We start from the raw sequence: 20,505 nt of genomic DNA on the forward strand, positions 1-20,505 counted from the left end.
GGAGTCCGATGAATAAAAAACAAAATTATTACTTTCAAACCGATTTAATCTTATTATTGATAGCTTTTGCGATAATAAGTTTTTTAGCGATATATAATGCACAGCAGCTGGAGCAGTATAATACAAACTTTGTGATCCGGCAAATGGTTTTCTACTGCATTGGAATTGGAATGATTGCAGCTGTGCAGTTTTTAGATTTAGAGCAATTATATAAAACAAGTCTTTATATTTATTTAGCAGGTGTTGTATTATTAGGTTTGCTTCCAATCAGTCCGGAATTTATTGCGAGATCCATAAACGGTGCAAAAAGTTGGTACACATTTATACCAGGGCTGACTTTACAGCCAGCGGAGTTTGTTAAGATATCTACAATTCTTTTTTTGGCAGCAGTGATTAGCAAACATAAAGAAAAATTTGAAGTAAGTACCTTTAAAACAGATATACGGCTTCTTGGAAAATTACTGTTGTATACGGCTATCCCTGTGTTTCTGATTATGCTGCAGCCGGATTTTGGAACAGCAATGGTATATTTATTTATTTCTGGGATGATGATTATTTTATCAGGGATTAATTGGAAAATTATCTTTTCTTTAATTATATCAGGAGTTGTCGTTGTTGCAGGTGCCTTACTAATAGTAATTGAATTTCCAAACTTTGCAGAAGAAACAATTGGGGTAAAACCTTATCAAATCGACCGTGTAATGACCTGGTTTGATCCGTCTCAGCAGTCATCGGATGCCAACTTTCACTTTGAACGTTCCCATATGGCACTTGGTTCAGGTCAATTGTTTGGAAAAGGAATGGGAAGCATTGAGGTGAATTATCCGGAAGCCCAGACCGACTTTATTTTCTCTGTTATAGGAGAAAGCTTTGGTTTTGTTGGCAGTGCCTTTGTTGTACTTCTTTATTTCATGTTTTTATATAAATTAGTAACACTTGGTTTAAATATTTATAAGCATTCGCCGTTTGGAGCATATTTTTGTTTTGGATTCTTAAGCTTAATGCTTGTCCATGTTTTTCAAAATATCGGTATGACAGTTGGAATTATGCCAATTACGGGTATTCCTTTACTCTTAATAAGCTATGGAGGAAGCTCGGTGATGTCAACGATGCTGGGTGTAGCAGTTATTTATAGAGTAGCCGTAGAAGAAACCATACAGAATGACTATTTATTTAAATAAAAATAATAAAGCAAAAGCGCATGAGAGATTTTTTAATCTTGATGCGCTTTTGCTTTATTATTAAAACTAACCTATAAATTGATGCTCTATAGTATCCTCATCATGCACGGTAACAATTACTGATTCAATTTTTCCGTTCTTCACAGACTGTATATTAAATAACAGATGTTTAAAGTGTATTTTGTTCTGATTTTCAGGCTGACTGGCAGTTAAACCAGATAAAAAGCTGTCTAATGTTTGATGTGGTGTATCTATGGGAAACTCTATACCGAGTGTACCTTCTAAATCAAATAAGCTGGTTGATCCATTAATCAGATAACGGCTGCCGGTAAGAGGCAGAATATCCTTTGATTCAGCCGCAATTGGCTTTTGATCCTCCAACAAGTCTTTTGTAATATCTCTGATAATATCTTCTAATGTAATTAATCCATGCGTTCCTCCAAATTCATCGAGAACGATGGCAATCGTATAATTTCTTTCCCTCATTTCCTTAAAAATATCATCAATTTCCTGGTTCATTCTGACATATACTGCAGGACGAATAATGTTTTTTAAGGAGAAGAAGGCAGGGGACACGCCTGTTTTTAGAACACGAAAGAAGTCTTTTACGTATAATATACCTGCAATTTGATCAATATCCTCTTCGTAAACCGGAATTCTTGTAAATTCTACCTCTTGAACGAGGGAAAATACTTCCTCCAGTGTTGCATCTATTTGCAGAACAGTTAAGTCGGTACGATGCGTTGCAATTTCTCCTACGTCTTTTCCACTGAATTCAATAATATTTTGAGCTTCACCTGGGCTTTTGTTCGAAGATGTCTGTAAATTTATTTCTGCTTTCCCGATGGAATTGCGGAATACCAGAGATAATCCTTTCCTGACAAGCTGAGGATGATTTTTAGTCAGCCACTTTGGTAATAAGAATCCCAAACTGACCCAAATTCCAAATAATAGCATGCTAAAACCAAGCACAATAATGAATTCATTTATTGCTTGAGAGAATGGCGAAACAGAATTGGAGAAAGACCGGACAATTGGAAGTGAAACAGCCACAGTAAGCCATACGCTGCTGAAGAGGCCGATAAAAATGACCGCAAAGGGAAGAAAACGAAGAATAGAATCGGAACGTACTTCTTCAGTGATTGGGGCAGATAACGTTGTTTCCTTAAATGCGTAGTACGTTAAACTAACAAGAATAAAAAACAAAAAAGTAACGATGGGTATCGCCACGGGACAACAACCTCCATTTATCACATTAGATTATCTATCATAGGAAGAGTGATTACTGCTTTAAACCTGTACAGTATATAAAAAAAGCAGGCCATCATTATGCCTGCTCTCAGTATACAACAATCTGAAAATTATATCAATTGCTTAATTCTCTTCTAATACTGCCCATTCATTCATAAAGACATCCAGCTCTTCTTTTAAAGCTGATAATTTATCTGTTAATTCCATCGTCTTTTTATGATCATCAAATACATCTGGATTAGTCATTTCCAGTTCAATCGCAGCAATTTCTGCTTCCTTTTCTTCAATCAATGTTTCGAGTTCTTCAATTCGTCGTTTTCGTTTTCGTTCCTCGCGTTGGCGTTGTTTATCTTCCTGAAAGCTGAGCTTTTTTGCAGTGGAAGCAGGCTCTTCCTGATCCGTCTGCTGTTCTTGTAATTTTAACAAACGCCGTTCTTCTTCTTCTGCCTTTTTTTCTAAATAATAATCATAGTCGCCAAGATATATTTTTACATTGCCAGCCTGCATTTCTGCAACTTGATCAGCGATTCGGTTAATAAAATAGCGGTCATGAGAAACAAATACAATTGTTCCAGGAAAATCAATTAAAGCACTTTCCAATACTTCTTTACTATCAATATCTAAATGGTTTGTCGGCTCATCAAGTATCAGTAAATTTGCCTTTTGCATTTTTAATTTTGCCAGAGCCAGTCTTGATTTTTCACCGCCGCTCAGGGCTGATACAGGCTTTAATACATCCTCACCAGAGAACAGAAAATTTCCCAGGATAGTACGAATATCCTTTTCATTAATTAAGGGATAATCATCCCAAAGCTCCTGAAGAACCGTTTTATTAGAATTTAAATTTGCCTGTTCCTGATCATAGTAGCCTACTTGAACGTTTGTACCTAATTGTATCTCGCCATGATTAGGCTGATGCTTACCTACAATATTTTTTAATAACGTTGTTTTGCCGACACCATTTGGACCGACCAATGCAATTCGGTCGCCGCGGTTGGCATGAAGTGAAATTTTTTGAAAAATCGGCTGGTCTGTATCTGGATATTGAAAAGCTAAATCCTTTATTTTTAGTACATCATTTCCACTTAAACGGTTAATCTGGAAGGAAATAGATGCAGAGGATTCATCACCTGAAGGGCGGTCGAGGCGCTCTATCTTTTCAAGTTTTTTTCGTCTGCTTTGTGCACGCTTGGTTGTTGAAGCGCGTGCCAGATTACGCTGGATAAAATCCTCCATGCGCTTGATCTCTGTCTGCTGCTTCTCGAATTCTTTCTTCTCCTGTTCATAATCCAGGGCTTTCTGAGTCAAATAATTACTATAGGTCCCATGGAACTTTTTGGAATGGTGTCTGGAAATTTCATAAACAATAGATACGGTTTTATCTAAGAAATAACGGTCATGCGATACAATAACGATGGCACCCGGATAATTTACTAAATAGCCTTCTAACCATGTGAGTGTGTCAATATCCAAATGGTTTGTCGGTTCATCCAGAATAAGAAGCTGCGGCTTTTGCAGGAGAAGCTTCCCAAGTGCTAGTCTTGTTTTCTGTCCACCGCTTAAATCCGTAATCAATGTGTCATAATCATAATCTCCAAAGGATAGTCCATTTAATACGGACTTGATTTCTGCTTGATAAACATATCCGCTGCTCAATTGATAATCATTTTGAAGCTTGTCATATCTTTCAAGCAGCTGTTGGTATGCTGATTGATCGATTGCAGAAGGATCTGCCATCTGTGATTCCAGTTCACGTAATTTTTTCTCCATTGCCAAAAGCGGAGTAAATACATCCAGCATTTCCTTCCAAATTGTTTTTCCAGACTCTAAAGTCATATGCTGCGAGAGGTAACCGAATGTTAAATCTTTTGGTTTGAAAATCTCTCCTTCATCATAAGAGGTTTCGCCCGCCATGATTTTTAGCAGGGTCGATTTTCCGGCTCCGTTTCGGCCGACTATTGCAATACGCTCATTATTTTTAATCTCAATTTTTATATTAGAAAGAATCTCTTCTGCTCCAAAGGATTTAGAGATTCCATTTAATTGCATTAAAATCATCATTGCCATCCTTTCTAACTCACAAAAAAGCTGTTCAAAAAGTAAATAAAATAATGAAAGGATACATGCAGTTACTATCCTTTCTTTTTGAACAATCCTGTAAAAGGGAATAGGGTTCCATCTATAAGTGTAACGTATCCAAATGGAAGCTACAATAAAATTATAATAAAGTTCGCCAACTCGGCTCTATTTCTGTTAATATTAATAGTATAGAATGCGCTAGCGCATTATTTATTTTTTGAAATATAAGAGGATGTTCAAAAAGTCCAATAAAGATGACGCAGCGATAAGAGGATCTTCTACTAAGAACGCCCACGTCGTGTGGGTAATGCAGAAGCCATCGCAACACGTGAGAAGTGCGTTGACTAGCTTTTTCCGTTGGGACTGGGACTGCGATTACTCGTCCCACCGAAAACATTTGCGGACAACACAGAAGTCATCACATCCTGTGAAAGTCCGTTCGGAAAAAGCTAGTCGCCTTGAACTTCTTGATCCTATTTATCGAACTTTTTGAACACGCACTACAAAGAAAACTTATATTTACAAATATTTGATTATGGTAAAATATATGTTTTCTATACTTAGTAACCGAAGAGAGGCCGTTTCAATGGAACAAAATAAAATTCCACAGGCAACAGCAAAGCGTTTGCCTTTATACTATCGATTTCTCAATAATTTATATCAGCAGGGGAAGATGCGCGTATCTTCTAAAGAGTTAAGTGATGCTGTTAAAGTAGATTCTGCAACAATCCGCAGGGATTTTTCCTACTTTGGGGCTCTTGGGAAAAAGGGATATGGATATAATGTTGAGTATTTATTAGGTTTTTTTAAAAGTACACTGGACCAGCATGAGATAACCAACGTTGCTTTAATCGGTGTCGGAAATCTGGGTACTGCATTTTTACATTATAACTTTTTAAAAAATAATAATATTCGGATCACAATGGCATTTGATGCAGATAAATCAAAAGTAGGGACAGAAGTTGGCGGAGTTCCGGTTTATCATGTGGATGAATTAGAAGAGAAAATAAAGGGAATTGAGGTCGCCATTTTAACTATCCCGGCTGAAGAAGCAGATGCAACTGCAAAGAGACTTGTTGATCTAGGTATTAAAGGAATCCTGAACTTCACGCCGGCACGTATTACTGTTCCAAATCATATTCGTGTGCATCATATCGATTTAACAGTAGAATTACAATCGCTTGTATATTTTCTCAAGCATTATTCCTTAGAAAAGGAATAGGATAGTCTGGACGTTGTTTATCCATAAAAAAACTAGCCCCTTAAAGGTCTTCTGAAATGAAAGAGACTGTTTAAGAGCTAGTTTTTTATTTTTTATTCTTTATTTTAAAATAAAATCGCAGCATCCGAAATCCGGCATAAAAATTTAATGCTGCAAATGCGGCCAATATAAGTGTAATAGTATCCCAGACGGTTGCCCCTTTGCTTAGGATACCTAAATAAACAAATAAAGCACCGAATAAAACATAAACAATTGCTTTAACTAAATAAGGTCGATGCATGTTACCCTCCAAAGAATAAAATTGTTTGTTCAAGCTGTTGTTGAATTTTTTCCGGATCTAATGTAAGTTGAGCCACTACTACAAGAGTATTCATTCCTGCATGCACGATGATTGGTACAATAATACGCTTTGTCTGTACATAAAGGAATGCAAAAACAAATCCCATTGCTGTATACACTAGTATATGCAGAAAGTCTAAATGAATCACGGCAAAGATAAGAGATGAAATAAAGGCTGCAAAGAAAAAATTCATTTTTTTATACAAAGATCCAAAAATGATTTTCCGGAAAATAATTTCTTCCAATATAGGCGCAAAAATTGCTGGAAGAATAATGAATATAGGTGCAATACGAGCAAGATCCATAAGAACCTGTGTATTCTCTGAACCAGGATCTATTCCAAATACCTCTAATTCAATCGTAGCAGCCAGTCCTTGAGCAAGAAGCGCCATAATAATTCCTAGAACAGACCAGACAATGATAGCACCAGCGCCAGCAGCGTCGGGATGAGCCCGAACCTGCATATCTGGTCTTAACAGCCATAGAACAATCACAAGGCCGGCAGCAAAACTAAAAACAGCCCAATAAATATTAGCAAGCACCGGGTCTGCATGGAATACCAATACCAGTAATGGTACTGCAAGATAAACAGAAATTTGCATAATGATATATGTAAGCATGACATATATATATCTTCGAGTCATAAAAACGCTCCTTTAATCTAAAATTAAAAACAGCTGTAAAAAAGCATTGGGAAAAGGAACTGCCCATCTTGTCCCGTAAAGCAGAAAACATCATAAGTGATTTTGCTGGACGGGAAATGATACCACTGATCTAAAGACGTGCAAGTTCATCATAACGTATATTCTAACACAACTGTCACTGAAAATTATAATCAGAAGTACATGAAATCATGCATCAAACGATGAAAAAAATCAATTTTGCATATTTGTATTACAAAATTACTCCCAATGTTTTACGATGAGATGAGTAATCACTGCCTAAAAAAGTATTTTATCATAGTAAAAGTTTTAAAGTATGAAGTATAAAGAAAACAACGTATTCTCAAAAATGAATATAAGTTTTTCTAAAAATTCAACATCATGATGCTTGCATTTTTTACAAGAATTAATTATTATATTAATTGGAGTTAGCACTCGCTCGACAAGAGTGCTAATAAAAATAAAATGATTTGGAATTAAGGAGGCAATTCTACATGATTAAACCATTAGGAGATCGTGTTGTTATCAAACTTGTTGAACAAGAAGAAACAACTGCAAGCGGAATCGTACTTCCAGACTCTGCAAAGGAAAAACCGCAAGAAGGTGAAGTAGTTGCAGTAGGATCTGGACGTGTGGAAAATGGAGAAAAAGTTGCTTTAGAAGTTTCTGAAGGAGACCGCATTATTTTCTCTAAATTTGCTGGTACTGAAGTAAAATATGAAGGTACTGAATACTTAATTCTTCGTGAAAATGATATTTTAGCTATTGTAGGCTAAACAAATATACGATGAATCTTTAAAAGGAAATTCAAAAAGTCCAATAAAAATGACACATCGAATTTCTTCGTTAGCTTGCTTTTCCGGTGCTCACGTATTAAAAGCATACGCTGTGCTACTCAAAGCTGCGCTGCCTTGAACTTCTCGGTCATTTTCATCGAACTTTTTGAACATGTACTTTAATGAAACCCTGAATCAATTTGAAGGAGGAATTTTTAATGGCTAAAGATATTAAATTTAGTGAAGACGCTCGCCGTGCAATGCTGCGTGGTGTTGATACATTAGCAGACGCAGTAAAAGTAACATTAGGACCAAAAGGCCGCAACGTGGTTTTGGATAAAAAATTCGGTTCACCGCTAATTACAAATGACGGTGTAACAATCGCAAAAGAAATTGAATTAGAAGATGCATTTGAAAACATGGGTGCACAGCTTGTATCTGAAGTAGCATCTAAAACAAATGATGTTGCTGGTGATGGTACAACAACTGCAACAGTACTTGCTCAAGCAATGATCCGTGAAGGACTGAAAAACGTAACTTCTGGTGCTAATCCAGTTGGAATCCGCCGCGGTATTGAAAAAGCAGTAGCGTTAGCTGTAGAAGAATTAAAAAATATTTCTCAGCCAATTGAAAGCAAAGAAGCTATTTCTCAAATTGCAGCTGTATCTTCAGGCGATAATGAAGTAGGACAATTAATTGCTGAAGCGATGGAACGTGTAGGTAATGACGGTGTTATCACTATTGAAGAATCAAAAGGCTTCAACACAGAGCTTGAAGTAGTGGAAGGTATGCAATTTGATCGTGGATACTCTTCTCCTTATATGGTTACTGACCAGGATAAAATGGAAGCAGTATTAGAAGATCCATATATCTTAATTACTGATAAGAAAATTGGAAATATCCAGGAAGTATTACCAGTATTAGAACAAGTTGTTCAACAGGGTAAGCCGCTTCTTATGATTGCAGAAGATGTAGAAGGCGAAGCACTTGCTACATTAGTAGTAAACAAATTACGCGGTACATTCAACGCTGTAGCTGTTAAGGCTCCAGGATTCGGTGACCGTCGTAAAGCAATGCTTGAAGATATCGCTGTTCTTACAGGGGCAGAGGTAATTACAGAAGATCTTGGTTTGGATCTTAAATCAGCAACAATTGAACAATTAGGTCGTGCTTCAAAAGTTGTTGTAACGAAAGAAGATACTACAATTGTTGAAGGTTCTGGCGATCCAGAAGCAATTTCCGGCCGTGTTGCACAAATTCGTGCACAAGCTGAAGAAACAACTTCTGATTTCGATAAAGAAAAATTACAGGAGCGCCTGGCTAAATTATCTGGCGGTGTAGCAGTAATCAAAGTTGGTGCAGCTACAGAAACAGAGTTAAAAGAACGTAAACTTCGTATTGAAGATGCGCTTAACTCTACCCGCGCAGGTGTCGAAGAAGGAATGGTACCAGGAGGCGGTACAGCACTTGTAAATATTCACGGTAAAGTAAGCGATCTTAACCTTGAAGGCGATGAAGCAACTGGCGCAAGCATCGTATTACGTGCTTTAGAAGAGCCGGTTCGTCAAATCGTTCACAACGCTGGATTAGAAGGTTCTATTATTGTAGAACGTCTAAAAGGCGAAAAAGTTGGTATTGGTTACAATGCAGCTACTGATGAGTGGGTAAACATGGTTGAAGCTGGTATTGTTGACCCAACAAAAGTAACTCGTTCTGCACTTCAAAATGCAGCATCTGTAGCAGCTATGTTCTTGACTACTGAAGCTGTAGTAGCAGATAAGCCTGAAGAAGGCGGAGCACCTGCAATGCCTGATATGGGCGGTATGGGTGGAATGGGCGGCATGATGTAAGTCATTCGCTCTATATAAAGGGTTCAGGGCTTTATAATGTTGCTGAAACCTAAAAATATCACTTTTTATTTCGAAATAATATCTGAAAGGGCGTTTTCGTATAAAGTTTTCACTTTTGCGGAAGCGCCTTTTTTTATTTTCTTTGTAACATGTGTATATATTTATGATGTAGGTAATTAAACTTTATCTAGTAAGTGTAGCTATTGTGTATTGTCTATTTTAAGAAAAAAGCAGCGTCTGCCTATTTTTGCAGATGCTACTCTTTTTACCAGGTTTTGTCCCAGTCTCTATTAAAAAATATAATGCTTATTTGTTTAAATCTATTTCAACATCTATATCTTCACCAATAGTTTCGAAATTTTCATCACTTGTCCCACTGAAGATTAAGCGTACTGATTCTACATCTTCGGCTTTGGAATTCTCAAGTACATAATAGGAAGAGCCTGATTTATTAACATTACCGAAAAACTCACCATCAATATGATCACTCATAAGAAAGTCTGGTTCTAATTGTTCTCCTGTGGAAGTTGTTAAAATAGCTTGTGAAGCATAAAAATCTACGTTATCATCAGATGTATTTTCCACTTCCATATCAACTTGTATATATTCCAATTGATCTGTTTCAAAAGCATCTACATAATCTTCATTTACAGCCATAGAAACTCCATTAACTTTATTAATAGTCAACTCAATTGGTCCAGATTCAAATGTACCAATATTATCTGTTTTGCTGACTAATGTTGATTCTCCACCTTCATTTGTTACAACGTCTCCTACTTCAGATTCAGTATTTTCATCATTTTCTTCTGTTGCTGATTCTTCGTTTTCCTCACTATTGTTTTCTTCTTCTGCACTTGCTTCTGCTGTACCTCCATCTTCCGTAGAAGTTCCAGCTGAAGAATCTTTGTTGTCATCACTACAAGCTGCTAAGAATAACATCATACCTACTAATAAAAATAATAATTTCTTCAAAAAATCGACCCCTTATAATTTTATATCTATATCAAAGCCAAACTACTTGCTGGCTATTAAACTCTTCTTCATTTTTATGAGAAGGCTATAAGTCTAGTAATTGCTTCTACATAAAGAATTTAAAGTGCACTTACCAATATTACCAGTTTCCATACCTGCAGAAACGTGATGAATTATAATAGTATCTAACATTTAAACTCTCCTCGTTCTAATTAATAAATTATAAACCGAACGATTACATAGCATGATAATTAACATCTATATAACAGAAAATATTTCTAATTACTAATAAGATAATATCATGAACGTACGTTCTCTTATGATTACATATACCTAATTCGATTGTAAAAATTTTTGAGGTGATTTACCTCAACTTTTACTAATAGACATATTTCATTTGTTATTCGACAATTACCTTCCATATACTATCTATCTTACACTATTTATCAAATAAATACTATTGGATCAAATAAATAAAAATTATTAACTTTAGACTGTCTATGATTATTAGTTTGCTAAAAAATGTTCAGAGAGTCAGTGATTAAATGGGTTGTTCCTAACTCTTAAATAGCAGAGGTAAGAATTTAAATAAAATTTACTTAAAGTGGGGGCATATCCTGTATCCTTCAAAAATACATAATGATAATTGAATAGTTTCCTCAATTAATACTATCCATATTTTGCAAGTGCTAAGAGGCTCTCCTGAAAATATAAGTGTACAATTATATTTGGCATGCCTGCTAATCAAAATACAATTTTAACAAGAAAAGGAAAGCACAATCTATGTAACCTATTCCAACATAAGTTGTGCCTAAACGTTGTTGTGACAGCGTTGTAAGCGTTTTATAATTATAGTGAGAGGTGAGAGTAACATGTTAGATCAGCGCTCAATTCGACTAGTTGAAGAAATAATGAACCATGAACAGATTACGAAGCTGGAGCTGATGCAGCAGTTAAAATTATCCGATCGACAGCTGATGTATGACTTTGAGAAGGTGAACGGAATATTGGAAGGTTTTAATATTCCAAAGTTAGAAATCAGTCATCGATACTTTCGGATTTCGGCAGAAGCGAAAGAGGTTTTAAGGAAAAAATTACTTTCTGACAGGAGCATAGGACAATATAACTTTTCAGAGGATAATCGAATTTATATGATTTATCTTTACGTTTATATCAAGAAAGAGCCTGTATCTAATTTTCACTTACAATCTCTGTTTAAAGTAAGTAAAAACACCGCTCTAAGTGATGTACGAAGGTTAAAAAAGAGTTGTCAGAATAAGGGTCTAATCTTCAGGTACAGCCGAAATGAAGGGTACTGTATTGAAGGAAATGAGATGGAGAAACGGAGAAGTGTTATTTCATGTATCCATCAATTGTTAGGCCAATCCATGGGAGAGGAATTTATCATTTATATTCTCAGAGCATGGAATCAGGAGGAGTCTCTAAAACAGACAAGGGACATCATGCAAAGATGGCTTGCAGAGCATGGGGTGCAATTAGTTAAAACAAGAAAAATAGAATTGATTTATTATTTTACATTTTTTCAGGCAGGTGGAAAAGAAGAACTATTCTTTTCGGAGGAAGAGAAGGAATTGCTGACAAAACAATCATTACTTCCTTTAGCAGGTTCTCTTTCTGAGCAGTTGTATGGAGAGGCGAGGGCAGTACAAGAAGTATATCTTGTAACGATTTTATTATTAACAGCAATAGAACATATTCAGCGGGTGGATACCCCTGAGCTACTAACATTATCAGAGGAGATTATTGAGGAGTTTGAAAAAAATACACTGCTTCCTGTGAAGAATAAACAGCTTTTGAAAGAAAGTTTATTTAATCATTTAGTTCCTGCCTACTTCCGAATTTTATTTGAAATTCCTTTTCATAATGCTTTATCAACAACTATCCAATCGGAGTATGCTGAGCTGTTCCAATTTGTAAAACGCTCCTTATTACCACTGGAGAGCTGGACAGGAAAAGAAATAAGTGAGGATGAAATTGGATTCTTCACCATGCATTTTGGCAGTATTATTGATCGTCAAAATACAATGGAAATTGGACGGGTTACGGGATTAATTGTTTGTGCAAATGGAATCAGTTCATCCATGATGCTCGCTTCTCAACTGAAAGAATTATTTCCAGAAATATATTTTTCAGAGGTGTTTAATGGAGATCAATTTGCTGATATATCTGTGCAAAACTATGATTTAGTATTTTCAACCATACCGGTAGAATCTTCTAAGCCGACATTTGTAGTGAAGCCGTTGATGACTCAGGTGGAGAAGAAGCATTTGCTGCAATCCGTTTATAAACATTTTCCTAATTTATCGAGCCATTCAAAGCATTTGATGATTGATGAGATTATGACTGTCATCAAAAATAATGCAACAGTCACCAATGAAGAAAAACTTTATGGAAGTCTCGTTCAATTATTTTACGCAACAAGTAATCAAAAAGAGGTGTATAAACCTATGTTATCCGAGTTATTGACAAAAGATATGATTCAAATCACAGAAGAGCATCTGGAATGGGAAGAAGCAATCCGTAAAGCTTCTATTCCATTACTTGACCAAAATAATATTCAAGAATCATATGTAGAAGCCATGATTAATAATGTGAAAGAATTGGGAACTTATATCCACGTTGGAAAGGGTGTAGGTATCCCCCATGCAAGACCTGAGAATGGTGTAAATAAGTTAGGCATGTCAATGCTTAAATTAAAAAGACCAGCCGCATTATTAGGAAAAGAGGAGCACCAGATTGATTTAATCATTTGCTTAGCAGCAGTGGATAATGAAGCACATTTAAAAGCTTTGGCCCAATTAACCAAAATATTAGGAAATGCTTCTTTCCTTAATCGTTTGAAAGAAACAGATTCAATAGACGAAATGATATCAACTATTCAAGAGGGGGAAAAGGTGTTATGAAAATTTTAACAGTGTGTGGATCAGGGTTAGGTACGAGTTTTATGGTAGAAATGAATATTAATCAAATTTTACAAGAATTAGGCGTGACGGGGATAGAGGTGGCACATTCAGATTTGAGTTCTGCAACTCCAGGTGATGCGGATGTCTTTTTCTTAGCGAAGGATATTGCTGACGGTGGAAGTCATTTAGGTGAAGTTATCGTCATGGAAAGTATTATTGATATGGATGAGCTGCGTGAAAAGGTAGAGAAATTGGTACGTGAAAAAGGTTATCTATAAACAGTCACTTAACTGAAAAGGGAGGTTTTCCATGTGAGTACAATGATTGATATTTTAAGTGAACCGGCGATACTTGTCGCTTTAATCGCTTTAATTGGTTTAATTGCTCAGAAGAAAGGTATTGCGGATACCGTTAAGGGAACAACAAAAACTTTTGTCGGTTTCCTTGTTATTGCAGCTGGTGCAGGCATTCTATCTGGATCTCTAACACCATTTGGATCGATGTTTGAAGAGGCTTTTAATGTATCTGGTGTAGTGCCGAATAATGAAGCAGTAGTTGCTTTAGCTTTAACGGATTATGGCACAACAACAGCTCTGATTATGTTTTTTGGGATGATTGTTAATATATTAATTGCCCGCTTTACCAGATATAAATATATCTTCTTAACAGGACACCATACGCTTTATTTAGCTTGTATGCTGGCTGTTATTATGGCAGTTGCCGGTTTTAATACATTCGGATTAATTGCGGCAGGATCAGTTGCTTTGGGTATTGTAATGACATTATCTCCAGCAATCTTGCAGCCTTTTATGCGTCAATTAACAGGAAACGATAATGTTGCGTTGGGCCATTTCAGTGCTGTTGGATATGCAGCAAGCGGCCTAGTTGGAAAACTATTTAAAGGCAGTAAAGAAACGTCTACAGAGAATATCAAATTCCCAAATGGGTTAGGTTTTTTGAGAGATAGTACAGTAAGTATTGCTTTAACAATGATTGTAATGTATTTAATTGTTGCTTTTTTTGCCGGGCCAGCGTTTATTGAAGCGGAATTAAGCGGGGGGACGAACTTTCTTGTCTTTTCATTAATTCAGGCCGGTACATTTGCTGCAGGAGTATTTGTTATTCTATCTGGAGTACGTCTTGTATTGGCAGAAATTGTACCAGCATTTAAAGGTATCTCTACAAAACTTGTTCCAAATGCAAAACCGGCATTGGATGTACCTATTATTTTCACTTATGCACCGAATGCCGTATTAATTGGCTTTTTCTCCAGTTTTCTTGGTGGTATTGCAAGTATGGTAGCCATGATTTTTTTAGGAGGAATAATTATTCTTCCGGGCGTAGTTCCCCACTTTTTTACCGGAGCAGCAGCTGGGGTGTTTGGTAATGCTACCGGCGGGTTTAAAGGATCAGTTGCTGGTGCCTTTGTAAACGGAATTATCATTTCCTTCTTACCAGTTTTCTTAATGCCGGTACTTGGAGATTTAGGGTTTGCCAATACAACCTTCTCTGATGCTGACTTTGGTGTATCAGGTATCTTCTTTGGAAGCCTGGCAAACTATGCAGGTCCGATTGCTATTACGATTAGCTTAGCAGTGATTATTCTTCTGATGATAGTTCCAGGAAAAAAGAAAAATAATAATCAATCAGAAGAATCAAAGGTTGGTTAAACAGAAAAGACGACAAAGAACAAGTACATATAAGTGAGCAGTAATTGTATGCACTTGTTCTGCTATATCAATAAACGAATCTTATCTTATATTGGAGGCAGATTTTTATGACTACAAAGGATTACACTATTTCTGAATTATCCATTAACACAATTCGAACACTAACCATTGACAGTGTAGAAAAAGCGCAGCATGGTCATGCAGGAATGCCGATGGGAGCAGCGGCAATGGCTTATGCTTTATGGAAAAAGCATTTAACGATTAATCCTGAAAATCCAAGCTGGTTTAATAGAGATCGCTTTGTACTCTCAGCAGGGCATGGGTCCAATCTTCTTTATAATTTATTACATTTGTCCGGTTATCCTGTTACCATTGACGATTTAAAGCAGACAAGACAGTGGGGAAGTAAAACACCTGGGCATCCAGAATACGGAATCACTCCGGGAGTAGAGGCAACTACAGGTCCATTAGGTCAAGGCATACCAGTAAGTGTGGGGATGGCCATTGCAGAAAAACATTTGGCTGAGGTTTATAATAGACCAAACTTTAAAATGGTAGATCATTATACGTATACAATTTGTGGTGACGGTGATCTAATGGAAGGCGTTTCCTATGAAGCTATCTCTCTTGCAGGTCACCTTCAGCTGGATAAGCTTATTGTTCTCTATGATTCTAATGATATCAGTTTAGATGGTGACTTAGATATTTCCTTTAGCGACCATATTCAAAAACGCTTTGAAGCAGCCCGCTGGCAATATTTAAAAGTAGAAGCTGGCAATGATACAGAAGCAATTTCAAAAGCAATTGAAGAGGCAAAACAAGATCAAGAGCGTCCAACTGTGATTGAAATAAAAACAACCATTGGCTACGGCTCTCCAAGCTTACAGGGAACCCATCATGCGCATAGTGATCCATTAGGAAAAGAGGAAATTGAACGTACGAAAGAAGTATATGGATGGCAATATGAACCTTTTCATGTACCAGAAGAAGTGTATGAGGATTTTGCGTCTATTAAAGAGAATGGAAAGGCTGCTGAAGAGAATTGGCATAAACAGTTTGAAGCCTATAAAGCAGATTATCCTGAACTTGCAGAGCAATTAAAACGAATTATTGACGGCGAACTGGCTGATGACTGGGATACAGAACTCCCAGCATATTCTCCAGAAGACACACTGGCAACACGAGTAGCATCAGGGGACACATTGAATAAATTAGCACAGAAACTCCCTGAATTTATAGGCGGTTCTGCAGACCTGGATTCCTCTACGAAAACAAGGTTAACGAATGAAGCTGATTTTAAAAGAGGTCAATATCAAGGAAGAAATCTCCGTTTTGGTGTTCGGGAGTTTGCAATGGGGGCGATTGCCAATGGCTTAGCACTTCATCATTTACGTCCATTTGTCAGCACATTCTTTGTATTTTCGGACTATCTGCGTCCGGCAATCCGTTTAGCCTCTTTAATGGAGCTGCCAGTTACGTATGTATTCACACATGATTCCGTTGCTGTAGGACAGGATGGTCCAACCCACCAGCCAATCGAGCATTTAGCATCCTTCCGGGCAATGCCGGGATTGTCTGTCATCCGTCCGGCTGATGCAAATGAAACGAAAGAGGCGTGGAAGCTGGCTGTAGAAAATACTTCTCAACCAACAATGCTTGTTCTTGGCAGACAGGGTTTGCCTACATTAAAGGATTCAGCGGAGCTTGCCAAAGAAGGTGTTGAAAAAGGGGCTTATGTGATTTCTAAAGCAGCTCAAGAACCAGAAGGAATTCTAATTGCTGCCGGCTCAGAAGTCAATTTAGCTGTAGAAGCTCAAAGAGAATTAGAAAAACAAGGTACATTTGTCAATGTTGTAAGTATGCCGAGCTGGGACCGTTTTGAAAAACAGCCGGAAGCTTATAAAGAGAGTGTTCTACCAAAAAATATAAAAAAACGAGTATCTGTTGAAATGGGCTCTAAGTTTGGCTGGAGAGAATACGTCGGGGATAGTGGAATTGTTATGAGTATTGATTCATTCGGCGCATCTGCACCTGGAAATGAGGTTATTGAAAGATATGGTTATACTGTTGAAAATGTAGTTAATACGTATAAAAAATTATAACGAAAAAGGTTGGGAGAAGAATAGTCAAAATGACAAATAGTGACTTTCCACTTTGAAGTGGGAAGTCACTATTTTTGTGGTGTGTAAATATTTATAAAAAAGCGGTCAATCGATATATTTTTAACTAAGATAATTACACAGTTTGTTTTAGAACTTTAATGAACGTGGGATACTGAAAATAAATAAGTCTTAAATAATAAAAAAAACACTGGCAAGGATAATTCCATATGATATTAAAAAAAATAAAACAAAAAACAGAATCTGATAGTTCTTTCCCTTGGATTCTACTCCAAAAATGGGAGCATATCTTGTTTCTTCACTATCCAATATCACCTGAAACAATAAAAACCTACCTTCCAAGAGAAGTAGAGCTGGATACATATAATGAACAGGCATGGATCAGTATTGTCTCTTTTACAGTTAGCAGGAACCAGTTTCGTTTTTTCCCAAGAGTTCCTTATACATATCCAATGCAGCAAATAAATGTAAGAACTTATATAAAGAGAAAAGGAGAAATAGGTGTTTATTTTTTTACAATGGATACAAATAAATTATCTGCTGCTTTGGGAGGAAGGATAGTAAACGCTCCTTTTCTTCATGCAGATATGGTTATGAGGAAATTTGCAAACACATATCATATATACAGTGCCCGTAAAGGAGAGCTGTCTGCTGAATTTGAGGCAAGGTATTTTCCAGCAGGAGCTGTTTTCTATCCTGAAAAACAGAGTCTTGATTATTGGCTGTTGGAGCGGTATATTTTCTGGTCTTATAAAAAAGGCAGGTTATATCGTGGAGATATTAAGCATGATCGATGGGAAATAAGAAATGCTGAGGTAAATATAGAAAAACAATCTTTATTTTTACCGGAGAATGCTATAGGAGAGCCCCAATTAGTACATTATGCCGGTTCTAAGGTTGCGCTAAACGGAGTGATTAAAAAAGTAAAATAAGATTCCATGTAAGACCAAAACTTAACATGGAATCTTATTTTTTATAGCACTATTTGAAATTAAACCAGCCGCTTCCTGATCTGCGCACTGATAATATCAATCAATGTAACTACAACAATAATAACCAGTAAAATCAATCCAACCTCGGACCAATTCCGGTTTGTTGTTGCAATGGTAATGAGTGTTCCAATACCGCCGGCTCCGATGATACCTAAAATGGTGGAGGCGCGGACGTCAATTTCAAACCGGTAAATTGCATAGGATAAGAATTCCGGAATAATCTGTGGAATAATTCCATACACAAGTACCTGAAGCTTATTCGCTCCGTTTGCCTCTAATGCTTCAACTACATTCATATCGATTGATTCAATAACTTCACTATAAAGCTTGCCCAGCATCCCGATGGATCCGATTGCGATGGCAATAACCCCGGCGAAGGGTCTCGGACCTACAGCTGCTACGAACATTAAAGCTAAAACAAGCTCCGGGAAAGCACGGATCGCATTCAATGCCCATTTTGAGGCAGTGTTTAAGAATTTATTTTTCACCATATTACGTGCAGCAAAGAAGCCAAAAGGAATAGCTAAAATTGCTGCCATCAAAGTACCTGTATAAGCCATCAGCAATGTTTCCCACATAAGCCCCATTACTTTCCCGAAGGCTGACCAGTCGGGAGAGAACAATTGAGGTATAACACGTGTTAAGCTTTCAATTGTATGCTGACTGAAAACACGGCTCCAGCGGATTTCAATACTTGTAAACGTCCAGATATAGATGGCAAGAAGAATAATTCCAATAATATATGGTCTCATTTTTTGCCAAGGTGTTTTCTTCGGTTTAGGAGGTAGCGTAAATTCTGTCATATTAGTCGCTCCCTTATTTTGTTACTAATGTAATCAATAATCACAACGGATATAAAGATAATAATAATAATTGTCATTACGTTTGGATAGTTGGCCCAGCTTACCTGCTGATTTAACAGAAGACCGATACCTCCGGCTCCTACAAAACCGAGAACAAGAGATGCGCGGACATTTACTTCAAATACATACAGTCCAAACGAAACAAATTGAGGGAGTACCTGCGGCATGACCGCATATGTAATAACCTGCAGTGTATTTCCACCGGAAGCACGTATTGCCTCAATCGGATTCATATCAATGGATTCAATAGTTTCGTACAATAATTTAGCTAGTAAACCTAAAGAGAAAATGATTAATGCCATAATACCCGGAAAAACGCCAACGCCAAAGATACCTACAAAGATCAGTGCAAGTAATATATCTGGTATTGTACGTAACACGTTCATAATAAAACGAACCGGCTGATGAATAAATGGATTTGGAAAAAGGTTAGCAGCCGATAATAGGCTGATAGGAATACTGATCAGTGCAGCGACTGTGGTTGCAATGATTGCCATATGTAAGGTTTCAATCAGCTGTGGCATCACAGTTGATGCATAACTCCAATGTGGAGGAAAAAGGCTTTGGGCAATATTAATAAAACCATTTTTTCCGATCCATAAATCAAGAAGAGAAGATTCCGTTTTTATTGAAGTAAACAGATAAAAACCAACAATGATAATGAAAATAGCAGATATCCGTAATTTCGTTTTATTGGATGATATGCCCTGCAATGTTGGCTGATTTGTTTTACTCATCATCAGAACCTCCTACTCGGTCCTCATCACGAATTTTTCTTCCGTAAATCTCTTCGAATGTTGCCTCATTTACATCACTGACAGGTCCGTCATAAACAACTTCACCTGCTCTCATTCCGATAATACGATCTGCATATTCCATTGCCATGTCAATAAAATGCAGGTTGACGATGGTAGTAATATTGTCTTCTTTATTTACTTTCCGCAAATAGGTCATTACCTGATGGGACGTTGGCGGGTCAAGGGATGCAACCGGTTCATCCGCCAGAATGATATTGGGCTGCTGTGTAAGTACGCGCGCAATGGCTACTCTCTGCTGTTGGCCGCCGCTTAATTGATCAGAACGCTGATACAGTTTGTCAGCTATATTTACGCGTTCTAAACTGCGATATGCCAAAGCCAGGTCTTCTTTTGGATACAGGTTAAACATACTCTTTAGCGTCCCTGTATGACCTAAGCGGCCGGAAATAACATTTTTCATTACGGAGGAGCGTTTTACAAGATTATAATTTTGAAAAATCATACCGACCTTTGTCCGCAGTTTACGAAGCTCACGGGACCCGTAATTTAAAATATTCTCATTATCAATCAGCAGCTCGCCGCCAGTTGGCTTAACCAGACGATTTATACTGCGGATCAATGTTGATTTTCCGGCACCGGATAATCCGACAACAACAACGAATTCTCCAGGATTGATTTGAAGATTGATATTTTTTAAACCTTGCGTTCCATTTGGATAAACAAGGGAAACATCTTTAAATTCTATCATGATGGAAATCTCCTTTTTATTTAAGGGTTATCAGGAGTCTATGAAGATGAAGTGCCTCCTTTTTTCAATAAGATTCTAAGAGAAAGATAATCTCTTCC

At 37.0% G+C, this 20,505-nt stretch carries 17 protein-coding genes; 9 read left to right on the forward strand and 8 right to left on the reverse strand.

The genetic code is table 11. The annotated features are described in order from the left end of the window. Window positions 1-8 precede the first annotated feature (8 nt). On the forward strand, window positions 9-1,181 hold the full coding sequence (locus tag MHH51_RS05880) for an FtsW/RodA/SpoVE family cell cycle protein (RefSeq protein ID WP_147212139.1): 1,173 nt from the start codon (window positions 9-11) through the stop codon (window positions 1,179-1,181). Between the two features lie 66 nt (window positions 1,182-1,247). On the opposite strand, the gene MHH51_RS05885 is transcribed toward MHH51_RS05880, so the two are convergent. Together MHH51_RS05885 and MHH51_RS05890 are read right to left on the reverse strand one after the other, a co-directional pair. After that, a complete protein-coding gene (locus MHH51_RS05885) occupies window positions 1,248-2,411 on the reverse strand; it encodes a CBS domain-containing protein (RefSeq protein ID WP_339284961.1) in 1,164 nt (387 codons plus the stop codon). A 144-nt stretch (window positions 2,412-2,555) separates the two neighbouring features. Then, window positions 2,556-4,490 (reverse strand): ABC-F family ATP-binding cassette domain-containing protein, encoded by a 1,935-nt coding sequence (locus MHH51_RS05890; RefSeq protein ID WP_339286260.1) that lies wholly within the window; start codon window positions 4,488-4,490, stop codon window positions 2,556-2,558. 568 nt (window positions 4,491-5,058) lie between these two features. Here MHH51_RS05890 and MHH51_RS05895 point away from each other — a divergent pair. Beyond that, window positions 5,059-5,733: a redox-sensing transcriptional repressor Rex gene (locus MHH51_RS05895; RefSeq protein WP_339284963.1), complete on the forward strand. Its 675-nt coding sequence runs from the start codon at window positions 5,059-5,061 to the stop codon at window positions 5,731-5,733. An 85-nt stretch (window positions 5,734-5,818) separates the two neighbouring features. On the opposite strand, the gene MHH51_RS05900 is transcribed toward MHH51_RS05895, so the two are convergent. Both MHH51_RS05900 and MHH51_RS05905 read right to left on the reverse strand, forming a co-directional pair. Beyond that, complete coding sequence (locus MHH51_RS05900; RefSeq protein WP_147212142.1) at window positions 5,819-6,013, reverse strand: YdiK family protein; 195 nt, start codon at window positions 6,011-6,013, stop codon at window positions 5,819-5,821. A gap of 1 nt (window position 6,014) precedes the next feature. Beyond that, window positions 6,015-6,716, reverse strand: coding sequence for a type II CAAX endopeptidase family protein (locus MHH51_RS05905; RefSeq protein WP_147212143.1), 702 nt, complete (start codon window positions 6,714-6,716; stop codon window positions 6,015-6,017). A 512-nt stretch (window positions 6,717-7,228) separates the two neighbouring features. Here MHH51_RS05905 and groES point away from each other — a divergent pair. Then, window positions 7,229-7,510, forward strand: a complete 282-nt coding sequence (groES, locus tag MHH51_RS05910) for a co-chaperone GroES (RefSeq protein ID WP_040983890.1) — start codon at window positions 7,229-7,231, stop codon at window positions 7,508-7,510. A gap of 218 nt (window positions 7,511-7,728) precedes the next feature. Then, window positions 7,729-9,360: a chaperonin GroEL gene (groL, locus tag MHH51_RS05915; protein WP_147212144.1), complete on the forward strand. Its 1,632-nt coding sequence runs from the start codon at window positions 7,729-7,731 to the stop codon at window positions 9,358-9,360. A 306-nt stretch (window positions 9,361-9,666) separates the two neighbouring features. Here groL and MHH51_RS05920 read toward each other — a convergent pair whose 3' ends face one another. Further along, on the reverse strand, window positions 9,667-10,332 hold the full coding sequence (locus MHH51_RS05920; protein ID WP_339284966.1) for a hypothetical protein: 666 nt from the start codon (window positions 10,330-10,332) through the stop codon (window positions 9,667-9,669). An 872-nt stretch (window positions 10,333-11,204) separates the two neighbouring features. Here MHH51_RS05920 and MHH51_RS05925 point away from each other — a divergent pair. The 5 genes from MHH51_RS05925 (at window position 11,205) to MHH51_RS05945 (ending at window position 17,978) form a co-directional block, all read left to right on the forward strand. Then, window positions 11,205-13,256 (forward strand): BglG family transcription antiterminator, encoded by a 2,052-nt coding sequence (locus tag MHH51_RS05925; protein WP_339284967.1) that lies wholly within the window; start codon window positions 11,205-11,207, stop codon window positions 13,254-13,256. Next, a complete protein-coding gene (locus tag MHH51_RS05930; RefSeq protein ID WP_077604330.1) occupies window positions 13,253-13,534 on the forward strand; it encodes a PTS sugar transporter subunit IIB in 282 nt (93 codons plus the stop codon). The genes MHH51_RS05925 and MHH51_RS05930 overlap by 4 nt, the downstream gene beginning before the upstream one ends. A gap of 42 nt (window positions 13,535-13,576) precedes the next feature. Beyond that, the gene (locus tag MHH51_RS05935) at window positions 13,577-14,926 is read left to right on the forward strand and encodes a PTS ascorbate transporter subunit IIC (RefSeq protein WP_339286261.1); all 1,350 of its coding nucleotides are present in this window, start codon (window positions 13,577-13,579) and stop codon (window positions 14,924-14,926) included. Window positions 14,927-15,033: 107 nt separating this feature from the next. Further along, entirely contained in the window at window positions 15,034-17,028 is a 1,995-nt protein-coding gene (gene tkt, locus MHH51_RS05940; RefSeq protein WP_339284969.1) for a transketolase, read from the forward strand. Window positions 17,029-17,255: 227 nt separating this feature from the next. Further along, window positions 17,256-17,978 (forward strand): DUF2071 domain-containing protein, encoded by a 723-nt coding sequence (locus MHH51_RS05945; RefSeq protein WP_339284971.1) that lies wholly within the window; start codon window positions 17,256-17,258, stop codon window positions 17,976-17,978. Between the two features lie 59 nt (window positions 17,979-18,037). Here the strand turns inward: MHH51_RS05945 and phnE (MHH51_RS05950) are convergent, their stop codons facing one another. Genes phnE (MHH51_RS05950) through phnC form a run of 3 tightly spaced genes read right to left on the reverse strand, consistent with a single transcriptional unit; the run spans window position 18,038 to window position 20,407 of the window. Continuing rightward, window positions 18,038-18,841, reverse strand: coding sequence for a phosphonate ABC transporter, permease protein PhnE (phnE, locus tag MHH51_RS05950; protein ID WP_339284973.1), 804 nt, complete (start codon window positions 18,839-18,841; stop codon window positions 18,038-18,040). Next, window positions 18,838-19,638 (reverse strand): phosphonate ABC transporter, permease protein PhnE, encoded by an 801-nt coding sequence (gene phnE / locus MHH51_RS05955; RefSeq protein WP_156988296.1) that lies wholly within the window; start codon window positions 19,636-19,638, stop codon window positions 18,838-18,840. The genes phnE (MHH51_RS05950) and phnE (MHH51_RS05955) overlap by 4 nt, the downstream gene beginning before the upstream one ends. Then, on the reverse strand, window positions 19,631-20,407 hold the full coding sequence (phnC, locus tag MHH51_RS05960; protein WP_339284976.1) for a phosphonate ABC transporter ATP-binding protein: 777 nt from the start codon (window positions 20,405-20,407) through the stop codon (window positions 19,631-19,633). The genes phnE (MHH51_RS05955) and phnC overlap by 8 nt, the downstream gene beginning before the upstream one ends. Window positions 20,408-20,505: the final 98 nt, after the last annotated feature.

This window comes from Oceanobacillus sp. FSL K6-3682, from assembly GCF_037976165.1.
Classification (GTDB): Bacteria; Bacillota; Bacilli; order Bacillales; family Amphibacillaceae; genus Oceanobacillus; species Oceanobacillus sojae.

Excerpts from the sequence above, each read along its gene's own strand:
- MHH51_RS05880 (WP_147212139.1), top strand. The coding sequence starts at position 9 with ATGAATAAAAAACAAAATTATTACTTTCAAACCGATTTAATCTTATTA.
- MHH51_RS05890 (WP_339286260.1), bottom strand. The coding sequence starts at position 4,490 with ATGATTTTAATGCAATTAAATGGAATCTCTAAATCCTTTGGAGCAGAA.
- MHH51_RS05895 (WP_339284963.1), top strand. The coding sequence starts at position 5,059 with ATGTTTTCTATACTTAGTAACCGAAGAGAGGCCGTTTCAATGGAACAA.
- MHH51_RS05900 (WP_147212142.1), bottom strand. The coding sequence starts at position 6,013 with ATGCATCGACCTTATTTAGTTAAAGCAATTGTTTATGTTTTATTCGGT.
- MHH51_RS05905 (WP_147212143.1), bottom strand. The coding sequence starts at position 6,716 with ATGACTCGAAGATATATATATGTCATGCTTACATATATCATTATGCAA.
- groES (WP_040983890.1), top strand. The coding sequence starts at position 7,229 with ATGATTAAACCATTAGGAGATCGTGTTGTTATCAAACTTGTTGAACAA.
- groL (WP_147212144.1), top strand. The coding sequence starts at position 7,729 with ATGGCTAAAGATATTAAATTTAGTGAAGACGCTCGCCGTGCAATGCTG.
- MHH51_RS05925 (WP_339284967.1), top strand. The coding sequence starts at position 11,205 with ATGTTAGATCAGCGCTCAATTCGACTAGTTGAAGAAATAATGAACCAT.
- MHH51_RS05930 (WP_077604330.1), top strand. The coding sequence starts at position 13,253 with ATGAAAATTTTAACAGTGTGTGGATCAGGGTTAGGTACGAGTTTTATG.
- MHH51_RS05935 (WP_339286261.1), top strand. The coding sequence starts at position 13,577 with ATGATTGATATTTTAAGTGAACCGGCGATACTTGTCGCTTTAATCGCT.
- tkt (WP_339284969.1), top strand. The coding sequence starts at position 15,034 with ATGACTACAAAGGATTACACTATTTCTGAATTATCCATTAACACAATT.
- MHH51_RS05945 (WP_339284971.1), top strand. The coding sequence starts at position 17,256 with ATGATATTAAAAAAAATAAAACAAAAAACAGAATCTGATAGTTCTTTC.
- phnE (WP_339284973.1), bottom strand. The coding sequence starts at position 18,841 with ATGACAGAATTTACGCTACCTCCTAAACCGAAGAAAACACCTTGGCAA.
- phnE (WP_156988296.1), bottom strand. The coding sequence starts at position 19,638 with ATGAGTAAAACAAATCAGCCAACATTGCAGGGCATATCATCCAATAAA.
- phnC (WP_339284976.1), bottom strand. The coding sequence starts at position 20,407 with ATGATAGAATTTAAAGATGTTTCCCTTGTTTATCCAAATGGAACGCAA.